Consider the following 20,617-nt stretch of genomic DNA (forward strand, 5'->3'; position numbering starts at 1 on the left):
CCCAGCCTCATGCGATGCCCGCTTTCACGAGGTGCTCAAAATAATCGATCGTGGGGACAAGGCCTTCGCGAAGGGGGACTTTAGGTTCCCAGTCGAGGTGTTTTTTGGCCAGCGTGATATCGGGTTGGCGCTGTTTGGGATCGTCTTGCGGCAGGGGTTTGTGAACGATTTTGGACTTGGTGCCCGTCAGCTCAATAATCGCTTCTGCCAGTTCCAGCATTGAGAACTCGCCTGGATTGCCGGTATTGATTGGGCCCGTCACATCGTCTGGCGTGGCCATCAGGCGGATAAAGGCCTCGATCAGATCATCGCAATAGCAGAACGAGCGTGTCTGCTGACCGTCTCCGAAAATGGTAATATCTTCGTTCTTGAGCGCCTGCATGATGAAGTTCGAGACCACACGCCCGTCATGAGGATGCATACGCGGCCCGTAGGTGTTAAAAATCCGGGCGACCTTGATGCGCAATTTGTGCTGTCGGTAGTAATCAAAGAACAGGGTCTCGGCGCAGCGTTTGCCTTCGTCATAACACGAGCGGACGCCTATCGGGTTCACATTGCCCCAATAGCTTTCAGGCTGGGGGTGGATATCGGGATCGCCATACACTTCGGATGTGGAGGCCTGCATGATCTTCGCCCCCACACGCTTGGCCAAGCCTAGCATGTTGATCGCACCATGCACCGACGTCTTGGTCGTCTGGACCGGATCGTGCTGATAATGGATCGGTGAAGCAGGGCATGCCAGATTGTAAATCTCATCCACCTCCACATAAAGCGGAAAGGTCACGTCGTGGCGCATCAACTCGAAATTGGGTGCGTTCATGAGATGGCTGACATTGCCGCGCCGTCCGGTGAAATAGTTGTCGACACACAGGACCTCATGACCGGCCTTGACCAGGCGATCACACAGATGGCTGCCCAGAAATCCAGCACCGCCGGTAACCATGATGCGTTTGGAAGTAGGATTGCTAATACTTGTATCACTCATAAGCGGTCGCCCTGGGAAAAGTGTTGTTTCACCGCCTTAACATAGATTCTCGTTTGGTCACGCTGCAATTCCGGGTAACCTAGTCCGACTGGTCCGGTTTGATAGCGAGCGCATGACAGTCCTGTGATTTATCTGAGCTATGGTTTCCCAAGGCTCTGTGCGGTGCGTATTTGTTTTAGCCGGATACCTGGTGTCATTTGCCACGGCTTTCGATAATAAGTTTGGAGTGTCAAAATTTTTCGGTGTGCTTCGTACAAATTTTTGTTCAGACTGCGGTTTGTTGGCGGTTTTGTAAAAGGTTGGATTATGTTTTGGGAGGGTCGAAACGGTGCTGGCGCGCGCGCCATGCCTAGAGCAACCTTCAGGCCGACTTTTACTGATACCGGCGAAGGAAAAGGTCCGGCCCTCCCATGACGACACCTTCCGTTCCAGACCCTCAAAACCTCAGGGTTGCGTTTATTCTGCTGGGAGATCGCAACAAGGCCAGCTCGCGTGTGCGTGGCTATTGGATCGGCGAAGAACTCGAGACGTTGGGCTATCGTGTTTCCTACCATCACGCGCCGCGCCGGCGAGACTACCTGCGGATGTTGGCGGTTACGATGCAGCACGATGTCCTAATTTTCCAGAAGCAGTATTCTCGCTATGATATTGCCTTGTTGCGCATGGCTAAGCTTATGGGCAAGCGAGTGTTTTTCGATATCGATGATGCGCCCTCGCGGGCAGAGCGTAAGGTGTCGCAACGCAATGCGGCAACCATGATGCGCGATGCGCACGGTGTTTTTGCCGGCAGCCGCAATCTGGAAACTTTGGTTCAAGAGGCGGGTGGTAGGGCGCATTTCGTCCCCTCGGGCATTCGCCTGGATCAGTACAGGGCACGCACTGCAGGTGACGCGGGACAAGTGTGTCTGGGCTGGATCGGCAACGGCGCCCATTATGTCGAAGATCTGACCTCGATTCTTGAAGCACCGCTGCGCAGTCTTGCCGCGAAACACGACATCCGCCTTAAAATTGTCGGTGCCTGCGGCGAACCAAAACTGGCTGAGGTCTTTGGTGATATTGACGGGCTGGTACTCGATCTAGTGGATGAAGTGAACTGGTCTGATCCCGAGGCGGTAGCAGCTGCAGTGGCCGATTTCGACATTGGCCTCTATCCGCTTATTGATAACCCGTTCAACATCTATAAATGCGCGTTCAAGGCTCTGGAATATATGGCCACATCCATTCCTGTAGTGGCAAGCAGGGTAGGGGCCAATGGTGATGTGATCACCGATGGATTGGATGGTTTTTTGGTTTCCTCAGACAAGGAATGGACCGCTAGCCTGTCCCGGCTGATAGCGGATGAGGGCGAGAGACGAAACTTTGGTACGCATGGTAGGGCCAAGATAGAAGGGCATTACAGCACAAAAGCTCTGGCCCACCAGATATCAGTCATTTTTAGAATCGGAAAGATATAGGTTTGAAAAGACTATCCATAAATGAACTTCAACCCAGCCTTCTATGCTTGGAGTGCGGCGGAGAATTAACGCTTTCTGCCAGCGGGGTATTGGTGTGTGGCGATTGTGGGAACGAGAGCATCAACTGCAATTCAATCCCGGTTCTGATGAGTAATACCAACGATCTTTTTCCACGATCCGCCTATAAAACGGAAACCGGAGGAAGGGGTCCAGCGGCCCAGAAAAAGACTTTGCGAACAAGGATCAAGAATATCGTTCCATCACGCTCACTTAACTTGGCGCGTGAACGGATGTTCGGAACGATTGCCAAAGATTATGGCCAATCAGGTAGGGTGGTTTTGGTTGTCGGCTGCGGCAATCAGGAAGCACAACTAAAAAAGCATTTTTTGGATGATGACACGGTTTTCGTTTTCTGCGATGTCGACAAGGGCGCAAGTGCGGATATCTTCTGCGATGCTCACGAGCTCCCGTTTAAATCCGGAAGCTTTGATGGAATCATTACAACAGCAGTCATGGAGCATGTAATCCGCCCGGACCAAGTCGCTGAAGAAATGCATCGTGTGCTCAAAGATGATGGGTTTATCTACTCAGAGATACCGTTTCTGCAAGGTGTTCATGAAGGGGCCTATGATTTTACACGTTATACTTTATCTGGTCATCGACGGCTTTATGAAAAATTTGCAGAGATCGAGACCGGGATGGTCGCTGGGCCAGGTACAAATCTCAATTGGCAAATTGTTGATTTCGTCAGAATGCTCTCACAGAATGCCCGAATCTCCAGCGGGCTGGCTTTGATTGCACGAACACTTTTTTTCTGGGTCAAGTATGCGGACCATATCTTTAAGCATAATCGAAAAGCCCTGGATGCAGCATCTTGTACATATTTTTATGGCAAGCGTCAGCAGCAGGCATGCGACCCTTCAGATGTCGTGGCTCGGTACGGTGTTTCGGGCTTTAGTCATACATGATGACAGATTTTCAATCGGAGACGTCAGCTTGTTTTGATAGGCCCATCAGAGTCGCTTTCGGCTCCGTGCCTAAAGACAGTGGGACCTTCACGTTTTACCGCAATATGCGCCCCGCTCTCGCGGCGCGGGGGGTTTCGCTTTATTGTGTGACCGTAGGAAAGCCGCAAGCACAGCTCTGGGAAGACGCCTATGTGGATGACGGCTGTGTTCAATTGGCCCCGGCTTCTCTGAGTATGAAACGGCAGGCGCAGGTTTTCACGAAGTGGTGCGCAGACAACGATATAGACTGTGTCATGGCGATAAACTCCGAAGGTATATTGTCTGCAATCCCGCATTTACCCACACATATGCGGGTTTTTTCGCGTTGCGCTAATGCGTTTGATCACGGCTATCGCATCACTATGTCAGGCCGGGAGCGTTTGGCCCGGATCATAGCCCTAACTCCGCGATTACGTGATGACCTCGTCGCCGATTACGACGCTGACCCCGCGAAAGTTGCGCTTATTCCCAACGGCATCGATGCGGCCAAGTTCGAGGCCGCAGCTCAATCTGAGCGTGGCACTGGCGCGCAACTGGAACTGGGGTTTCTGGGTCGTCTCGAGCATAACCAGAAGGGGGTGATGTATCTGCCCGCCATTGCTGATGCGCTCAGAGCGGGAGGGGTGCCGTTCCGATTGCGGATTGCGGGCAAAGGCGTGGACCGGGCGCGGCTGCAAGAGGCGATGGCCTCACATCTGGCCGAGGGCCGCGTTGAATTTATGGGAGCGCTCACCCCTGCGGAGATACCGCAATTTTTGGGCAAGACTGATATCTATCTCTTCACCTCGCATTTTGAAGGCTGTCCGAACGCTCTTCTAGAAGCGATGATGGCCGGATGCGTGCCGGTTTGTGGTCGGATCGTAGGCATTACCGATTTCCTGGTTGAGACAGGACGCACGGGGTTTATCGAGGAACTGGGGGACGCGGAGGGTTTTGCCAGCGCCATCGTGGCCCTGCACCGTGATCGAGCGAAGCTCGCGGCGCTTAGCCGGGCTGTGGGTGCTGAAGCGCGGGCGCGGTATACAAATGAGGTTGCTGCCGATGCTTATGCCGCCCTGATCCATGATGTGATGTCGGAATCCGCACCGGACTGGACACCCCGCCCGTGGTGCGCGTTCAGGCCCGACCCCAATTTTCCTGGTTACTGGCGACACCGAATACCGACGGGGCTGAAGGATTTTTTGCGGAAATTCAGGTGATGACATATATTCGGTTTTTTCAGAGGTTTATTGATGTTCACACAGCCAAACTTTTTCGTCATCGGCGGCATGCGATGCGGGTCTACAAGTCTGAACCTGATGCTCGAACAGCATCCGGATATCTACATGTCCCCAATCAAGGAACCAGAATACTATCTGGCTGAAGCATTTCGCAATATTAAAGACCCGTCACCCGAAGACAGGGATTTCCTGGAGACATTCTTGAAAAAGGGAAAATACCGGACAGGTGAGACCTATCAAAGCCTGTTTCAGAATGTGAGGGGGGCAAAAATTGTGGGCGAAGCCTCACATTATATCTACCATCCTGATACCGCGGCTGAAATTTTCAAAGATTGTCCTGAGGCGCGCATTCTGATCTGTCTGCGCAACCCAGTGGATCGCCTTTTCTCCGAGTATCTTCTGTTTTTGCGCGATGGAACTGAGACCGGCAATTTTGCTGATTACGTTGCACGTTATGCGTCGGATTATTTGGACAAAAAGATCCTGAGTAAGATCAACGTTCCAAAACTGAACAAGGGGCTTCAAGCCGAGTTGCTTGCACCTTGGATCGCTCAATTCGGGCGGGGTCGGATCAAGCTGGTGTTGTTTGATGATCTAAACCGCGCTCCCGCGGAAACAATGATGGATATTTTTGGTTGGCTGAAGATCGATGACAGCTTTGTCGTTCGTGAAATTCATGCACAAAAAGGCGGCGCTGCAAAAGCAAAGTGGATGATCCGGGCGCTGAATTCAAAGCACGCAAGATTGAAGAGAATAAAGGCTCTGATACCTAAATCGGCCAAAGTGAAAGTGCGGTCTTTGATTTTCTCTAAAACTCTGGAGCGCCCGGAAATGGACGCGCAAACAAAGGCATTTCTAGCGCAATTCTACCGAGACGATATCGAGAAGCTATCTAATATTGTCGGTAAGGATCTGTCTGAGTGGTGCAATACAACGTAGAGACACGAAGAAACAAGAAAGACAGTGAAGATATCGTGAGAGTTGTGCAGATTATAAATAGTTTCGGCTATCATGGGGGGGGAGCAGAGCGGCTTGTTAAGGATCTTCACCTGGATTTGCTTGCATCTGGTGTCGATGCGCATCTCGTCGCGCTGGAACGTTGCGAGACAGCCGGGCTGCGCAATGCCGTATCTTTGGGGGTTTCGAGCCCTTACAAGCCAGGGGGCATTCTGGCTTTGCGCAAATACCTGCGCGCGATGACCCCGCAGCCCGATGTTGTGCATGCACACCTCTTTCCAACCAGCGCTTGGGTTGCCGGTCTCAGAAAGAGCGGTGCAATCCGCTGTCCGGTGATTTTTACGGAACATAGTACATCCAACAACCGCCGCGGATCCTTTGTGGGGAGGATTGTCGACCCGCTGATTTATAAACAGTTCGAAAAAATTTATTGTATCAGTGATGGTACGCTGGAAAGCTTGGTGGCCGCTTATCCGACTTTGTCGAACAAAGCAGAGGTCATTCTGAACGGCGCCAATCTGAGATTTGATGATTTCACTAAGCGGACCACCTCAGATCGAGTCAAAATCGTTTCTGTGGGCGGCTTGCGCCAAGCAAAGAATTATTCGGCGGCAATTATGGCCCTTGCGTTGATACCTGAAAACAAGTGCGATTACAGTATTGTCGGTGATGGTGACCTAAGGGCTGATCTGGAAGCTAGGGCGGCGACCGTAAAAACGCCAGTGCGCTTTGAGGGGCATGTCACCGATGTAAGCCCGTTTTTGCAGGAGGCGGATATTTTTTTGATGACGTCACTTTGGGAAGGGTTCGGTCTGGCTGCAGTTGAAGGGATGAATGCCGGATTGCCCGTAGTTGCGTCCGACATTGCAGGATTGCGCGAGGTTGTGGGAACCGACGGGGAGTGTGCTCTGCTTGTGCCGCCAACAGAACCACGGGCGATTGCAGGGGCCTTGATGGAACTGATTGACGATGAGCAGAAACGGCAGAACATGGGAGAGGCTGGTTTCCGTCGTGCTGAATCTTTTGACAAGCGACTGATGTCCGAGAAATATATTGCGGCTTATCATGCCGCAGCGCGGTAGAGCGGCCATGCTTAAGCAGTATTCCCACGGTACAATAGCAATGGCGGTTTTTGTTTTTATGCTGACTGCCGTTCCCAAGATGAATGTCCGGGTGGGTCCTGTACCGCTGTATTTCATTGATATTATTATTGTTCTGATTGTCTATTACGCCAGCCGGCGACACGGTTTTGGGCCTGGTGGCAGACCATTCCAGTGGATTATTCTGGCCCTGTTTTCCTTCACGATTATCGGGGAATTTGTGGGCTTCATTTATACTGGCTCAATCTTTGAGCATGTTTATCAGGCGGCGCGTATGACACTCGCATTTTTAGTCTTTTATGCGACCGGACAGCTTATCAGAACGCCCGAAGATCTTGAGCTTGTGATCAAGGCAGCCGCGCTTGGGGTGATTGTCACGGCCTCACTGATGATTTTGACTTCCCTCCCACAAACTCGAAATTTCGTAGTACGGTTTGTCTTGGAAAATACCTTCCTTGATCCTGCGGGGCGGCAGGTAGCCGCATCCTACCTGGATTCGGGTGACACCGGGGTGCGGGGGCGGACGTTGGTGGGGGTCTCCATTTTGGGGGCCAGTTTCATTAATCTGTCGTGGCCACTTGCTGCCCTGCTCTACAGTTGGCCCAAACCGATTGGGCGCTGGCGAACCGTGGCGATGATCGCGTGTTTTCTGGCCCCCATGGGTGTGTTGATGAGCTATTCCCGGGGGCCGATCCTGGGAGCCATACTAATTGTTCTTTTCACAGTGTTTCTCGGCCTCAATAGAATTAAGAAGGGCATCCTTCGACCTGTCGGATTTGGAATCCTTTTGGTCATGATGGTCGGCGTCAATTCTGAGGTTTTCTTTTTTGACCGTCTGACTAACCGATCTGCGGCGATCTTTGAAAATCCTCTTGAAGACGAGCGCGAATCCGAACGCCTGCTTGCCTATGTAGAACCGTTTGAACACATCTTTGAACATCCTTCGTTTCTTGTAGCGGGGCAGGGTATTGCCATCCTGAAGTCCAATGCGGTCGTGCCTGAGGTTGCAGGTAAAGCCAATCACGCGCTGTTTGCTGTGTCTTATTATGCAAACGGAATGGGCGCAGCGCTGCTCCATATGTTCCTGTTGGCGAGTGCGTTCTTTTATGCACTCAAACATGTGAAGGGCAGGCGTTCAGGCATTGGTCAGTATTTCAGTCAGGCTTTATTGGCCTCTGTGGTTGGAATAGCCCCGTGGGCAATTTTTGGTCACGCTATGGTGTCCCAGCCACGCGGGGCTATGATGTTCTATTTTATTTTTGGCTTGCTAGCCGCGCTCAGGCATTTCCCGGTTTATTCGAATACCTCAACAGACAAGGAGACAGGACATGCCTACGGTCGTCATATTACTGTCTGACAAACGCTCTGGCTCAACCATGCTGCAGGATGAGCTGTGCAAACACTCGGGCATCCGTCATGTCGACTATTCGCCCCATACGTATTTTGAGACCCATCATTGGCTGAAGGCGTCCGTGGTTCTGAACCGGCCTGACATGCTCTATTCGGGTTTCAAGCCATATGCTGGTTATGGCTCACGCGAGAATGCGCGCACTTATCTGATCGATACGCTCAAGGGCAATATGCCTGATTATGAGCCTCCGGAGAATGACACGGAACTGATTTTTGAAGGCTGGGACGCGTTGTGCAAGACCTTTGCCCAGCCGGTTTTCTTTGAGAAATCACCACAAATCCTTGCAGAATGGTGCGCTCTCAGCTTGCTATTGGAATGGGTAGACCGCACGGAGATGGATGTGAAGATCATCGGTCTCGTGCGCAATCCACTGGCGGTCCAATATTCTGCTCATGAATTGTTTTCGACCAATGCAGAGAGGCGCCAGTTCGGTTGGCTTAATATCCAGCGCAACCTTTTGAGCATCCAGTCCATGTTACCACCGGAGACGTTCAAGTTGGTGCGCTACGAGGACATTATCGCGGATCCGAAACAGGGTTTGGCGGATCTGTGTGAGTTTGTTGGCGTCGAATACGAGGACGAGATCGGCTCTGCGGTTCATACCTCCTCGAAGGAGAAATGGATGGCCAACGAGAATTACACGCTGCAGCTTGACCACTCGGTCAGTCAGATTGCCAAGGCCTTCGGCTATCAGGATCTGGAACTGATCAATCCGCACAAACCGACGGCAGCCACTATTGCCGCCATGCAGCCCGATCTGAAGACCCGTATCAAAAAACGCATGGTCCGCATGCGCGACCGGGTGGTCCGACCTGTTTATCTGAAACTCAAAGCGCCGCGGGCTACAAAAAAATGAATAATACCAAATGTCCAAGTCTTGGAGTTGTCTCGATCTCTTATAACGAAGAACGGGACATCGGTGGCTTTCTGGAAAATCTCGCCCATTGGGTCGATGAGATCGTTATCGTGGATGACGGCTCAACTGACCGAACCGAAGAGATTGCGAACGCCTATGGCAACAAGGTCAAATTCCTCAAAAGTCCGCGCGAGGAAGGCGAATACTTCAGTCATCAGCGCAACAAGGGGATTGATGCAGCCTCCAGCGATTGGTTGCTGCATATGGATATTGATGAGCGCGTCAGCCCAGAACTTGCCAAAGAAATCCATGAAGGCATTACCGATATGGGAAAGGATGGCTACCGCTATAGGCGGCTGAACTATTTCATGCACCGTCCCATGAAGGGTGGTGGTTGGCGGGACTGGAATTTGGTCCATCTGGCGCGGCGGGACAAATTCCGCTTCGGTGGCATGTTCCACGAAAGTTGCCTGATAGATGCGCCCGCCGAGCGAATTGGTCAGTTGAAAGGGCTGATGATCCATTTCAACGAAGACAATTTTGAAAAGCGCATCCGCAAAAGTGCAACCTATCTGGAAGAGGTTACCAAAGGCGTCGAAAGTCGTGGCCGCCCGGTCAAATGGATTGATGTAGTGGGGCGCCCGTTCGCGGAATTTGTCCGCAAATATCTGGTAAAGCGCGGGTTTCTGGATGGTACGCCGGGCTTTATCTCGGCCGCACATTCAGCCACAGCAATTTTCAGGGCGAATGCGGTTGTCTGGGATCGGCAGAACGCGATCGCACGGGAGCAACTTGATAAAGACCTTAATGAGATGTGGGCGGGTACGTCTGTTTTGACAGCGGCATCGGACCCGCAAAAACCTGCCGCCGAATGACTTTGGCCCCGCATATCCTGTTCCACCGACCGACATTATGGAGTTCGGACATCCAGTGCTCGACCAAGGTTCTGGCCCGGTTGTTTGGGCAGCGCGGGTTTGATGTGAGCTATCTGGAAAACCCGCTTGATCCAGTGCACCTCTTGCGCGGAAAGGGCTATGTGCAGGAGTGGAAGAAGGCTCCGTACACAGACAGAAGGGTGCGGGTCCTGAATTTGGCCACGCCCGTGCCGGTTCGTGATGTCTGGCCCCTGAACACCTCCAACGCGTCTTATTTGAAATATAGACTTATGATGCCGTCGCTCCGGACTTGCGTAACCGGGCAGGGGAGATCTGAACCCGACCTCATATGGACTACCGTGCCGGGCAGCGTTGCGGCGTTGAAAAAGATTTTTCCCCAAGCACGGGTCATCTTTCATGTCGTGGATTACTATCCGGCTTTTCGGGGTGCAGCGGTTGTACCGCTGGAGCGTCGGGATTATGCGCAGGCGGACGCAGTCTACGTTATTGGCACAAGCCTGCAAACTTATCTGGTAGAAGATCTGGGCATTCCTGCCGCCAAGGTGACGGTCTTGGGGCAGGGGGCCGAGCTGGAAATCTATCGCACTGAAATTGCCGCCCCGGATGAGATCGCGCATCTGCCCCACCCCCGAGCTGTCTGGTGCGGTGTGCTGGCAAAGGGCGACCCGGGCCTTTTTGGGGCGCTTGCCAAAGAAATGGGGGCACGAGGTGGATCATTGATACTGATCGGTCCACAGGCGCAATGGGCGCACGATCTGGCGAACCAGATGCCCAGCACGGTCTCGCTTTTGGGTCCGAAAGCTCCGCCCGATTTACCCGCATACCTCAAGGCTGCAGATATCGGCGTGATGCTCTATGACCGCGGGCGGCAAGAGGTTTATCGCGGACAAAACCCGCTCAAACTTTATGAGTATACCGCTGCCGGCCTTCCCGTGCTCTCAACCGCCCATGATGAATTCGATGCGCTACACCCGCCTGTAACGCAGATCGGAACAGAAGCAGACATTGCGCCTGCGATTGAGGTTATCATGGCTGACACGGACAATCAGAAAGCCGCAGTATCTGCATTTTCCGCCCGACACAGCTGGCAGGCGAAGGTGGACACGATCATAAAGCGATTTTTTCCGGATATTTCAAATCAGCAGCAGAGGCATAGCGTGCAGTGTTAAATGTTGCCTATTTTTCAAACCAGTTTGCGACATCTCAAGGGCATGGCATCACCCGTTACGCGCATGAAATGTATAAGGGGTTGTGCAAGCTCGATGATCTTGCCATCCGGCCCGTGGCGGCTTGGTCCTCGTTGTCGCCCGAAAAACTGTCTGCCCTGCAGGCGGATACAGGGCTTGAATTGGTTAAATTGGGGCGCAGACTGACACCGTTGGCCTGGCATTATCTCGATATGCCTACATTGGAGCGGTTGATTGGCGGGCCCGTGGATGTGGTCCATGCGGTCTCGTTGGGATATGCGATTGCCACGCGGAAACCTTACGTGGTGACGGTTCATGATCTGGGGCCACTTACACATCCAGAGTATTTCACCAATACCAAGCCCTGGATCATGGAGAAAAGCCTGCGGCAGGCCGAAGCCCGTGCCGACGCGATCGTCTGCGTTTCGCAGTCCACAGCAGACGAGGTTGAGGGCTATCTTGGTGCTCATGTCGCCGATCGCATCCGCGTGATCAAAGAGGGGGTTTCTCCGGAATTCTTCGTGCCAAGCGATATGGCCTGCCTGGCGGGTTTGAATCTTCCACCGGATGATGTGCCCGTCATTCTGACGGCAGGCAAGATCAGCCCGCGCAAGAATGTACAGGGTGTTCTACGCGCGCTCAAGCAGGTGCAAGATACGATTGACCATCATCTGGTTCTGGTTGGTGGTGCGGGGTGGGAAACCGAAACCGTGCTCAGAGAACTGGATGACGGTAGCCTGATGAACCGCGTTCACCTGCTGGATTATGTGACCGACGAACAGCTCCGGGCATTATATCGGCGGGCGTCGCTCTATATCCACCCTTCGCTCTATGAGGGTTTTGGGCTGACAGTGCTCGAGGCAATGGCCTCGGGCGTGCCGGTGATCACATCGAACACGTCATCCCTGCCGGAAGTGGCTGGAGATGCGGGTCTGCTTGTTGACCCAGAAAACGTTGCCGAGATTGCACAGGCCATATATTCCATCTGCACGGATACGGCCCAGCGAGAGGCAAAAATTGCGGAAGGCCTGGAACGTGCGGGCCTTTTCTCATGGGATGAGTGTGCCAGAGAGCTACAGGATTTGTTTATTGATGTGGGGCGCTGAGGGCAGGAATTTGATTATACAATATAGAACTTCAGGAAGATCAGGGACGACAATATTTTTCCGCTCGTTTGTGAAAAAATACCTCGCTCAGGCGCAGGGCGATTTGGCCACGCCGGAACTCGAGGTCTGAATGGAACAGATGCAGTCCATTCCGGCACCGATTTGCGATGCGCTTCTGTTTCTATCCCGGGCTGTTATTCCGCCTCAAGACATGGACCGCGCGCGCGTGCTTTGCGCGCGCGTCCAGGACTGGCCGAAGCTCACGGATATCGCTCTGCGCAAGTTCAGCCTACCGCTTGTCTACCGCAATTTGCAGAGCTTAAAGCTGGACGAGACCTATGGCCACATGCTTGATGCCATGCGCGCGCAGGTTTTGCCCCTTACTTTTGGCGCGCTGCGTGTTCTGGCCGCGCAGCGGAAGTTTCATAATGATTGCGTGGCTCCGCTCGATCTGGCCCATGTCTATCTCAAGGGGCCCAGCCTTGCTGCGCGCTATTATGATGATCCGGGTCTGCGCTTTGCGCGCGATGTAGACATTCTTATGTCGCGCGATGATCAGAGAAAACTTGTGCACCAGGCGCTGTCCAAGGGCTATCAGATCGCCGATGGGAACGACCTGAAGGGATGTCAGATCAGCAATCGCGATCTCGAGGCCATTCTGAACTATAAGACTGTGGCGACGCTTGTGACGCCGAATAATATAACGATCGAGGTACATTGGAATATCGACAAAAGGCTCGGACTCTTTGAAGTTGGGGAGACATTGCAGCGTCGTGAAATGATCTCTGACGAAGCACTGCGTTACGGCGTCATGCCGACCGCCGATCTCTTTTGCTATGTCTGCTATCACAATACTCGCCACATCTGGTCGCGCCTACACTGGATTGCAGATCTTGATGCGATCATTTCAGATCCCTCTTTCGACCGGAACAAAGTACTGGCACGAGCTGCAGAGTTGGGTCTGCGCTCGAATGCCGAGGCTTGCCTGGAACTGCATGAGATAGCGGTTTCTGGCGATGCCAGTAATTTGGCCAAAGGCGGCAGCCGGGGTGCCGAGCTGGCCGCCGTTTGCCTGAGAAACCTGCCTGGGGATTTGCAGCTGGAATATGACTTGCGTGAGGGTGAGGAGCTTCTAGGGCTGCCGTTCAAGTGGATGGTGTCGCCGGAAGTACGCAAGCGGGCGCGCATCCTGACGCGCCTGTCCCGTGTCTTGCCAGGCTATGACGAATATGAGGCATGGCCCCTGCCGCGCGGGCTTCAGTGGATTTACTATGTTTCCAAACCGCTCGGCATTTTGAAGCGGCATCTGTTATTTTCCCACAAGCGAGATGCTGGTCTGTGAAGTCGAAAGTCAAAGCTGGCCTGACAGTCTGGCCCAAAGTGTTCCGCTTGCTGCGCTACAGCAGCATGAAAATGAGTTTGATCGTCTCTGTCCTGACCGCCATCGAGGTGGTTGTAGGCATCGGTGTGCTCTATGTTATCAAGCTGCTCATAGATGTGATTTCAACCCAGTTCGCCGCTGAAGGAGAGGTCGAGACGGGGCCGGTCTTTCTTTATCTTGTGCTCACGGGCGTAGGTCTTTTGGGCGCGGTGGCCATCCAGACACTGGCGAACCTCGCGCGGACAGCACAGGGCATGTTGGTGTCCGACTATGTCGATCGTGAAATTCACAACCGTGCCATCGGCGTCGATCTGGGGTTCTACGAAAGTCCGGCCTATTTTGATCTGCTCGAACGGGCGCGGGCGGCAGGCTCGCAGCGACCGGCACAGGTGATCTCGACTGTTCTGCTGATTTTCAAAAGTGTACTCTATCTGGTTGCTATTCTTGTGATGCTTGCAGGCATCGAATGGCGGTTGCTGCCGGCCATTCTGGTAGCCATGTTGGCGGTATTGTTCATCCGCTTGAAGTTCACCAAAGCCCTTTTCCAATGGCAGAAGGATCGCGCCCAGTTTGAAAGGCGAGCGAGCTATCTGGATTGGCTGATCACCTCAGATATCCACGCGAAGGAACTACGGCTTGGCGATTTAGGTACCCATCTCAAAGAGCTTTATTCCAGCCTGAAAAAACGTATGCGCGAGGAGCAATACGCCATTGAGAAACGCAAGGCGATTGCCGAGCTTGTGGTTTCGGGGTTGGGCGCGCTCATCTTTGCGGGCGCTGTATCGTTTCTGGTAATGCGGACGCTGGCGGGGGATTTGAGCGTGGGCGATCTGGTGCTCTTTGTTCTACTATTTCGTCGGGCAGAAAGCAGTGGGCAGGAATTCGTCCGCCATGTTTCCAAACTTTATGATGATCAGCTTTTTCTGGGGCAGTTGTTCGGTTTTCTGTCGGTCGAGCCTGAAATCAAAGCGCCAACAGCACCCAAATCTTTGCCCGCCCCGATCACATCAGGTCTGCACTTTGAGAATGTGACGTTCCAGTATCCCAGCAACAGTGTCCCTGCGCTTGAGGGCATCAACCTGACTGTCAAACCCGGCCAGGTGGTCGCCCTTGTGGGGGAAAACGGATCAGGCAAAACCTCCCTGATTAAGCTGATGGCAAGGCTGTATGATCCAAATCGTGGTCGTATAACACTCGACGGCAAGGATATCCGCGAGTTTGATCCAGTTGCCTACCGCCGGCTATTCAGTGTGATATTTCAGGACTATTCGCGTTATGCCACAACTGTAGCTGAGAACATTCGTTTTGGAGATGTCCGTTTACCAGAAGACAGCCCCGGAATTTTTGAGGCGGCTCGTCGCGCAGATGCGGACAGGTTCATAAGCGCACTGGATCAGGGATATGACACCCCGCTCACCCGGATGTTTGATAACGGGCGCGAGCTGAGTCTGGGGCAATGGCAGCGCATAGCGCTGGCTCGCGCTTTTTTTCCGGCATCGAATTTTATCATTATGGATGAGCCAACAAGTGCTATGGATCCCAATGCAGAATTCGAACTGTTCGAAAATTTTCGCGATAAGATTGGCAACCGTGCTGCTTTAATTATTAGCCACAGGCTATCTACCGTGCGAATGGCGGACTACACCTATGTGCTGGACAACGGTAGAATCATTGAGCAAGGCACCCACGATGAGCTTATCGCCGCTAAGGGTCACTATGCCGGTTTATTCGAGCGACAGGGGCGAAGCTATCGAGAAACGGTTTGAGAATGTTGTCGTACTCGGGGTATTTTCTTCAAGATAGAATTAATTACAGGTTTTGTTCACAATTGTCTAATGTAGCCGGAAGAACGGCTGAAAGACCTTAACTTTTGGACTCTTTTAGACCATAATTTAGACGTATTTGGCTCGAAGGGTAGCGAGTGCCACCTCAAACTCAGGTCTATTTTTCGACCTGCGCCCCTTCGTTCTGCCGTGTTTGTGTGTGGAGTGTTAGATGGCGTTTTCTAATCCAGATATTTCTTTTGGCGTTACTGGTTTGCAAGGTGAGGCGGTTAACAATCCGACAGCGCTGGATTTTAGTAAAACCGGGAATCCCGTTCTATTCGTTGCTCAGCAGGATGGCAGTATATGGCGACTGGAAATTGAGCGACAGGCCGATGGTCCCGACGCTGATACTCTGCCCGACTTTGTCGTCACAGACTCGACCCTTATCAATGATGTAAAGACAGACACCCAAAATTACGATGATGATGGGTCCGTCAACGCGATGACCACTCGTCAAATGACCGGGCTGATCACGACCACGGACGCAAACGGAAACGATGTTCTTTACGTCAATTCATCCGACTCGCGCATTGCAGTAGGCAACGATGCCAACCTAGACACCAACTCCAGCCAGATTCACAAAATTACCCTCGACCCTGATACGGGTGAGGTTCTTTCAAATATCGCCATTGTGCGTGGTCTGCCCAGGTCCGAAGAAAATCACTCGGTCAACGGGTTTGATATTGCGATTGATCCGGTGACCGGGCACGAGATCCTCTGGGTCGCAGTCGGTGCCAACACCAACAACGGTGCGCCAGGGAACAACTTTGCTGGAACGGTCGATTATCCCTATGGCGGAACGATCCTGAAGATCGATCTAACTGTCCTTGAAGGCTATGATGTCCGGGTGGACGGGAATGGCGAAGCGTTCATTCTGGATCTGGCGACGCTGGACGACCCCACGCGGCCAAATGTCGACCTTTCGACCTTGAATATTCTGAATCCAAATGATGCTCCTAACTTCACTCTGGATGACAACGGGACAGGTACAAACGGTGAGCTCAATCCCGATTGGGCAGGCGGCAACAACGGCCTGAACGCAGCAAAGGTTGTTGAAAAGGTTCTGGTCAGCATCGGCGGACAGCTGCAATTCGTGGACAATCCCCTGCAGATACATTCTCCGGGATACCGTAATCCGTATGATGTGGAAGTCACTGAAGCGGGTGAGGTCTTTACCTGGGATAACGGACCGAACACGGGCTGGGGTGGCCAGCCGATTCCATTCGTGGATGATACTCCGGGCGACGCCATAAATTACGTTCAGGATTGGACAAAAGAGCTTGCGACAAACCTGTTCAATGAATCAGGATCGCAGGGCTTCGGGGACCAGTTGCACTATGCTGGGGACACCTCGGATGAATTTGGCCCCTATGGCGGATTTGCTTCTCCAATACGAGCCGCAGCGGCTATTCTGGCAGCGACATTTGATGCCGATGGAAACTATATACCTGGTGCGGGCAATCCGCTTCTCAATACCAATGGCGATGTGATCTTTGCCAATGAGACTGAGGCGCAGGCCTATCTCGCCGCGCTCCTGATAATCTACGAGGAGCAGGGCGATGGGAATTGGGTTGACGTGACCGGCACTACCGGACTTCCGGCAGACCTTCACGACATTGTCTCGGGCTATAACTGGATTCACCCGGGAAGTTCGATCAGCGATCCGACCGCTTATTATGACGGCACAAGCGTTCAGGACGGCACACTCTATTCCCCCGAGTCTCAGCTTTTTGATGACAGTGTTGATGGCTCACTCAAAACGGTAGCGGCCTCTACAAACGGTCTGGCGGAATACACGGCGACAAACTTCAACGGAGCCTTGAATGGCGTAATTGTTGCCGCTTCCTTCGATGGAAATCTTTATTTTGAGAAGCCCATTGATACCGATGGTGACGGGCGGACGGATGCGGTCCAGAGTCTCGGGACAATAAACGGTTTCGGATCGACACCGCTGACAGTCGCCGCCCTGGGCGACAACGGGTTGGGCACATTCATCGATAGTGACGGTGACGGGGTCGACGATTTTGCAGGGCTGATAGTTGCGGGCACCTATGGCGCTGACAACGTGACGTTCTTTATTCCCGGAGGGCAGGCATCCGACCCGAGTACAGATCTTGACCTTGATGGTCAGGACAACACCAATGACAGCCATGTTGGCGATCCGCTGGATGGCCGCGGCGTTGTGGTCGGGGCAAATGAAACCCTGACATGGCAATTCGAACTGAGCACACCAACCACACCTCCTGGTGCCATTCCCAGCGGTGACAGTATCGCCGGCGATATCGGAATTAACGCGGTCTGGCGCAATGGAACTGACCCGCAGATCACTTCCGATGGCTCGCCTGCTCTTTATAACCCAGGCATTTGGAATCTGGGTGGGGCATCCACCTTCGTCAGTATTGATGTCGCAGATACCGGCAATGCGGTTGGTACCGCGAATGACCAGGCCGACGTTCTGGGGATTGGGTTCGAGATACAGGATAATCTGAGTGGTATCTCAATCGTGAGCGAAATGCTGAACGTGTTCAGCTATACGCCGAATACGGACGCCTCCAAAACTTGGGATGGTGGTGAAAAATTCGGGCTGATGGTCGGCCCCGGAGATCAGAGCACCTTTGTGGAAGCGACCATTGCGGTGGATGCAAGTGGTGGCACGCCACTATTTGGCTTGCAGCTTGTGGTTGAAGAGAACGATGTTCCGAACACGGTATTTGTTGAAATTCCCGGCATCGAAAACCCTATACGGGGCATCGCAGACCCCAATCTGCAAGTCGCGTTTGACGTTGACCTGACACTGGGTGCCGAGACAATCTCGGCGCGCGCACGCTATGTCAACGATGGCGCATTCACGGATTGGGTGAGCACAGCCGCACTGCCACTGCCTAACGATGTAAGAGATGCAATCCTTGGGCAGTATGACAACAATGGCAACATCACTGGTGCCGTTGTTGGCCTCGTCTCATCCGCGCCAACCGGGGACGACAGCTTCGCCGCATCCTGGGATTGGATTGAGGTTTCTGGTCAGGACGCCGTTGAAACCACGGGTACGGTTCTCTATCGTTGGAATGCTGGCAGCTCAAACGTGGTTGCGGTCGATGGCGGACCAGACTGGATCGCCGACGCGTCGGTTCTGGTGGGTGGAACCACAAATATCTATACCGGAAACATCTCCACGTTGGATTCCAGCGCATCGCAATACACGATCCCAACCGGCATCTTCACACAGGAACGCTGGGATCCTTCCAGCGGTGCCGAAATGAGTCTTGAGTTTGGTAATGGCGCTCTTGAGTCCGGTGCCTATGCGGTACGACTGCTGATGGGCGAGGCGTATTTCACCCAAACCGGTTTGCGAACATTTGACGTATCAATTGAAGATAAGTTGTTCCTGGACGACCTGGATCTTGTTTCAACGCTTGGTTCGGGTGTTGGTGGTGTATTCGAATGGGTGGGTCAGGTTACCGACGGAACCATCGATATCGATTTCCAACGGGTTGTTGAAAATCCACAAATCAATGGCGTGGAAATCGTCAGGCTGGATACGGTGCCCGTTGATCCGGTCGTCTCGGCCAATGCCGGGAATTTTTCCGAGACAGATGGAACTGTCTCTCTCAGCATCACTTCTGCAACAGCGGTTCCACCCGGTCAGATAATCGATGTAAACTTTGAACTGCGCCCCGTCACAGGCGGCGCAACTCCAGAACTGGACTACACATCCGCCGGCCTGGCGTATGATGCTGTAACCGGCTTCTATTCCGGCAGCGGTCAGATCACAGAGGGTCAGACCACGCTCGACCTTTTCGTCGACCTGCTGCCCGATGCCGAGATAGAAGGCCAGGAGGCGTTCGAGCTTCACGTGACAAGCGTCAGTGGGGCGAATGCCACAATCGGAACGGCCGTAGCAACCGTCACGATCGATGACCTCGAAGACAGCGCAAACGGGACAGACGTCGGAGATTTCTCGGATGATGGTCTGAATCCGACTGTCGTCAATCTGACGCAAGGCGACACGGTTCTGGTCTCTACTCAGGATGGTGATCCGACGCGGGATTACGACTATGTCACGATTGTTGTCCCAACGGACCATGTGCTTACCTCTCTGACCCTGAGTGACTATGCCGATTACGATGTGAACATCACCAACGCCACCTTCCTTGGCATGCAGGCGGGCACGCAGTTTACTGAAAGCCCGGCGAACCCTGATGCCTCAAATCTGCTGGGTGGGGTGATTTACGATGAATTCGGCATCGGAAGTGATCTTTTGGCCAATATGGCTGATGGCGTTATCGAGAATGCTGGTGGGCTTAGCACGATCGGATTTGCAACGCCTCTTGGCGCTGGAAGCTATACTCTGTGGTGGAGCCAGGGCGGTTCTCCGACTACCTCTACAATTACGGCGACCGTTGATCCGCTGAATCCCCCCAATCAGGCGCCTGTGATCACTGCAGTGTCCGATCTGGTCGTCGACGAGCTTGAGACGGCGGTGGCCCAGGTTGTGGCAACGGATGCGGATGCGGGTGATGTGATCACGCTGTCCGTGACATTGGAGGATTCCAGCGGCACGCCGGTCACTGGATACAGCTTTACTGACAATGGCGACGGTACCGGCGATTTCAGCTGGTCCACACCGGATGTCTCGCCAACCGGCGTTTATACCGCCACGATCACTGCCTCTGACGGGGTCAATCCGGATGTCACATCGAATTTTGGTATCACTGTCAATGATATCCCGGCACCGGGTGGTAGCACGATTTTGTATCGGTGGAATGCGGGCAGTTCCAATGTGACGGCTGTTGACGGCGGAGGGGATTGGATCGCAGATGCGTCAGCCGTTGTGGGCGGGCCCACGAACATCTACACCGGCAATGTCTCTTCTCTGGATTCCGGAGTGGATGCGACAGAAGTTCCGACGGACCTGTTCAGACAGGAGCGCTGGGATCCGTCAAGTGGCTCGGAAATGGGCCTTGAGTTTGGCGATGGCACGCTAGAATCTGGCACTTATGCAGTCCGTCTCTTTATGGGTGAAAGCTACTATAACCCAGGTGTCCGGCAGTTTGATGTACTGGTCGAAGATCAGCTCTTCCTTGATGACCTTGATCTTGCAGGTACTCTGGGCAAGGGCAATGGCGGTATGTTCGAGTGGATCGGAGAGGTGTCCGATGGCACCATCGATATCGACTTCCAGCGTGTCATCGAAAACCCGCTGATCAATGGAGTCGAGATTGTTCAACTCG

The 20,617-nt window shown here is 53.2% G+C and carries 14 protein-coding genes; 13 read left to right on the forward strand and 1 reads right to left on the reverse strand.

Annotated features, from left to right (window positions below; all coding sequences use genetic code 11):
* Positions 1–7: 7 nt before the first annotated feature.
* A complete protein-coding gene (locus tag ACR0MP_RS21210) occupies positions 8–985 on the reverse strand; it encodes a UDP-glucuronic acid decarboxylase family protein (RefSeq protein ID WP_170737432.1) in 978 nt (325 codons plus the stop codon).
* 410 nt (positions 986–1,395) lie between these two features.
* Here ACR0MP_RS21210 and ACR0MP_RS21215 point away from each other — a divergent pair, with 410 nt between their 5' ends.
* The 13 genes from ACR0MP_RS21215 to ACR0MP_RS21275 all read left to right on the forward strand — a co-directional run.
* Positions 1,396–2,439: a glycosyltransferase family 4 protein gene (locus ACR0MP_RS21215; RefSeq protein ID WP_170737434.1), complete on the forward strand. Its 1,044-nt coding sequence runs from the start codon at positions 1,396–1,398 to the stop codon at positions 2,437–2,439.
* 2 nt (positions 2,440–2,441) lie between these two features.
* Complete coding sequence (locus ACR0MP_RS21220; protein WP_480893900.1) at positions 2,442–3,407, forward strand: methyltransferase domain-containing protein; 966 nt, start codon at positions 2,442–2,444, stop codon at positions 3,405–3,407.
* Between the two features lie 104 nt (positions 3,408–3,511).
* On the forward strand, positions 3,512–4,645 hold the full coding sequence (locus ACR0MP_RS21225) for a glycosyltransferase family 4 protein (RefSeq protein WP_480887802.1): 1,134 nt from the start codon (positions 3,512–3,514) through the stop codon (positions 4,643–4,645).
* Between the two features lie 33 nt (positions 4,646–4,678).
* On the forward strand, positions 4,679–5,605 hold the full coding sequence (locus ACR0MP_RS21230; protein ID WP_170737439.1) for a sulfotransferase: 927 nt from the start codon (positions 4,679–4,681) through the stop codon (positions 5,603–5,605).
* The gene (locus ACR0MP_RS21235; RefSeq protein ID WP_170737441.1) at positions 5,587–6,705 is read left to right on the forward strand and encodes a glycosyltransferase family 4 protein; all 1,119 of its coding nucleotides are present in this window, start codon (positions 5,587–5,589) and stop codon (positions 6,703–6,705) included. The genes ACR0MP_RS21230 and ACR0MP_RS21235 overlap by 19 nt, the downstream gene beginning before the upstream one ends.
* Positions 6,706–6,712: 7 nt before the next feature.
* On the forward strand, positions 6,713–8,080 hold the full coding sequence (locus ACR0MP_RS21240; RefSeq protein WP_480762337.1) for an O-antigen ligase family protein: 1,368 nt from the start codon (positions 6,713–6,715) through the stop codon (positions 8,078–8,080).
* Positions 8,052–8,990, forward strand: a complete 939-nt coding sequence (locus ACR0MP_RS21245) for a sulfotransferase family protein (RefSeq protein ID WP_480762339.1) — start codon at positions 8,052–8,054, stop codon at positions 8,988–8,990. The genes ACR0MP_RS21240 and ACR0MP_RS21245 overlap by 29 nt, the downstream gene beginning before the upstream one ends.
* Positions 8,987–9,865 (forward strand): glycosyltransferase family 2 protein, encoded by an 879-nt coding sequence (locus ACR0MP_RS21250; RefSeq protein ID WP_170737448.1) that lies wholly within the window; start codon positions 8,987–8,989, stop codon positions 9,863–9,865. The genes ACR0MP_RS21245 and ACR0MP_RS21250 overlap by 4 nt, the downstream gene beginning before the upstream one ends.
* Entirely contained in the window at positions 9,862–11,055 is a 1,194-nt protein-coding gene (locus tag ACR0MP_RS21255; protein WP_170737450.1) for a glycosyltransferase, read from the forward strand. The genes ACR0MP_RS21250 and ACR0MP_RS21255 overlap by 4 nt, the downstream gene beginning before the upstream one ends.
* Positions 11,049–12,179, forward strand: coding sequence for a glycosyltransferase family 4 protein (locus tag ACR0MP_RS21260; protein WP_480762343.1), 1,131 nt, complete (start codon positions 11,049–11,051; stop codon positions 12,177–12,179). Before ACR0MP_RS21255 ends, ACR0MP_RS21260 begins: the two co-directional genes overlap by 7 nt.
* Positions 12,180–12,309: 130 nt before the next feature.
* The gene (locus ACR0MP_RS21265; protein WP_170737452.1) at positions 12,310–13,521 is read left to right on the forward strand and encodes a nucleotidyltransferase family protein; all 1,212 of its coding nucleotides are present in this window, start codon (positions 12,310–12,312) and stop codon (positions 13,519–13,521) included.
* A 71-nt stretch (positions 13,522–13,592) separates the two neighbouring features.
* Entirely contained in the window at positions 13,593–15,326 is a 1,734-nt protein-coding gene (locus ACR0MP_RS21270) for an ABC transporter ATP-binding protein (protein ID WP_480762347.1), read from the forward strand.
* A 229-nt stretch (positions 15,327–15,555) separates the two neighbouring features.
* The coding region (locus ACR0MP_RS21275; protein WP_480887797.1) for a malectin domain-containing carbohydrate-binding protein at positions 15,556–20,617 on the forward strand (5,062 nt) is incomplete at its 3' end.

This window comes from Ruegeria sp. K3 (genome assembly GCF_056531845.1).

What these genes read in the sequence shown, in the direction of transcription:
- ACR0MP_RS21210 (WP_170737432.1), bottom strand. Translation starts at nt 985, where the DNA reads ATGAGTGATACAAGTATTAGCAATCCTACTTCCAAACGCATCATGGTT.
- ACR0MP_RS21215 (WP_170737434.1), top strand. Translation starts at nt 1,396, where the DNA reads ATGACGACACCTTCCGTTCCAGACCCTCAAAACCTCAGGGTTGCGTTT.
- ACR0MP_RS21265 (WP_170737452.1), top strand. Translation starts at nt 12,310, where the DNA reads ATGGAACAGATGCAGTCCATTCCGGCACCGATTTGCGATGCGCTTCTG.
- ACR0MP_RS21240 (WP_480762337.1), top strand. Translation starts at nt 6,713, where the DNA reads ATGCTTAAGCAGTATTCCCACGGTACAATAGCAATGGCGGTTTTTGTT.
- ACR0MP_RS21255 (WP_170737450.1), top strand. Translation starts at nt 9,862, where the DNA reads ATGACTTTGGCCCCGCATATCCTGTTCCACCGACCGACATTATGGAGT.
- ACR0MP_RS21225 (WP_480887802.1), top strand. Translation starts at nt 3,512, where the DNA reads ATGCGCCCCGCTCTCGCGGCGCGGGGGGTTTCGCTTTATTGTGTGACC.
- ACR0MP_RS21230 (WP_170737439.1), top strand. Translation starts at nt 4,679, where the DNA reads ATGTTCACACAGCCAAACTTTTTCGTCATCGGCGGCATGCGATGCGGG.
- ACR0MP_RS21250 (WP_170737448.1), top strand. Translation starts at nt 8,987, where the DNA reads ATGAATAATACCAAATGTCCAAGTCTTGGAGTTGTCTCGATCTCTTAT.
- ACR0MP_RS21270 (WP_480762347.1), top strand. Translation starts at nt 13,593, where the DNA reads ATGAGTTTGATCGTCTCTGTCCTGACCGCCATCGAGGTGGTTGTAGGC.
- ACR0MP_RS21245 (WP_480762339.1), top strand. Translation starts at nt 8,052, where the DNA reads ATGCCTACGGTCGTCATATTACTGTCTGACAAACGCTCTGGCTCAACC.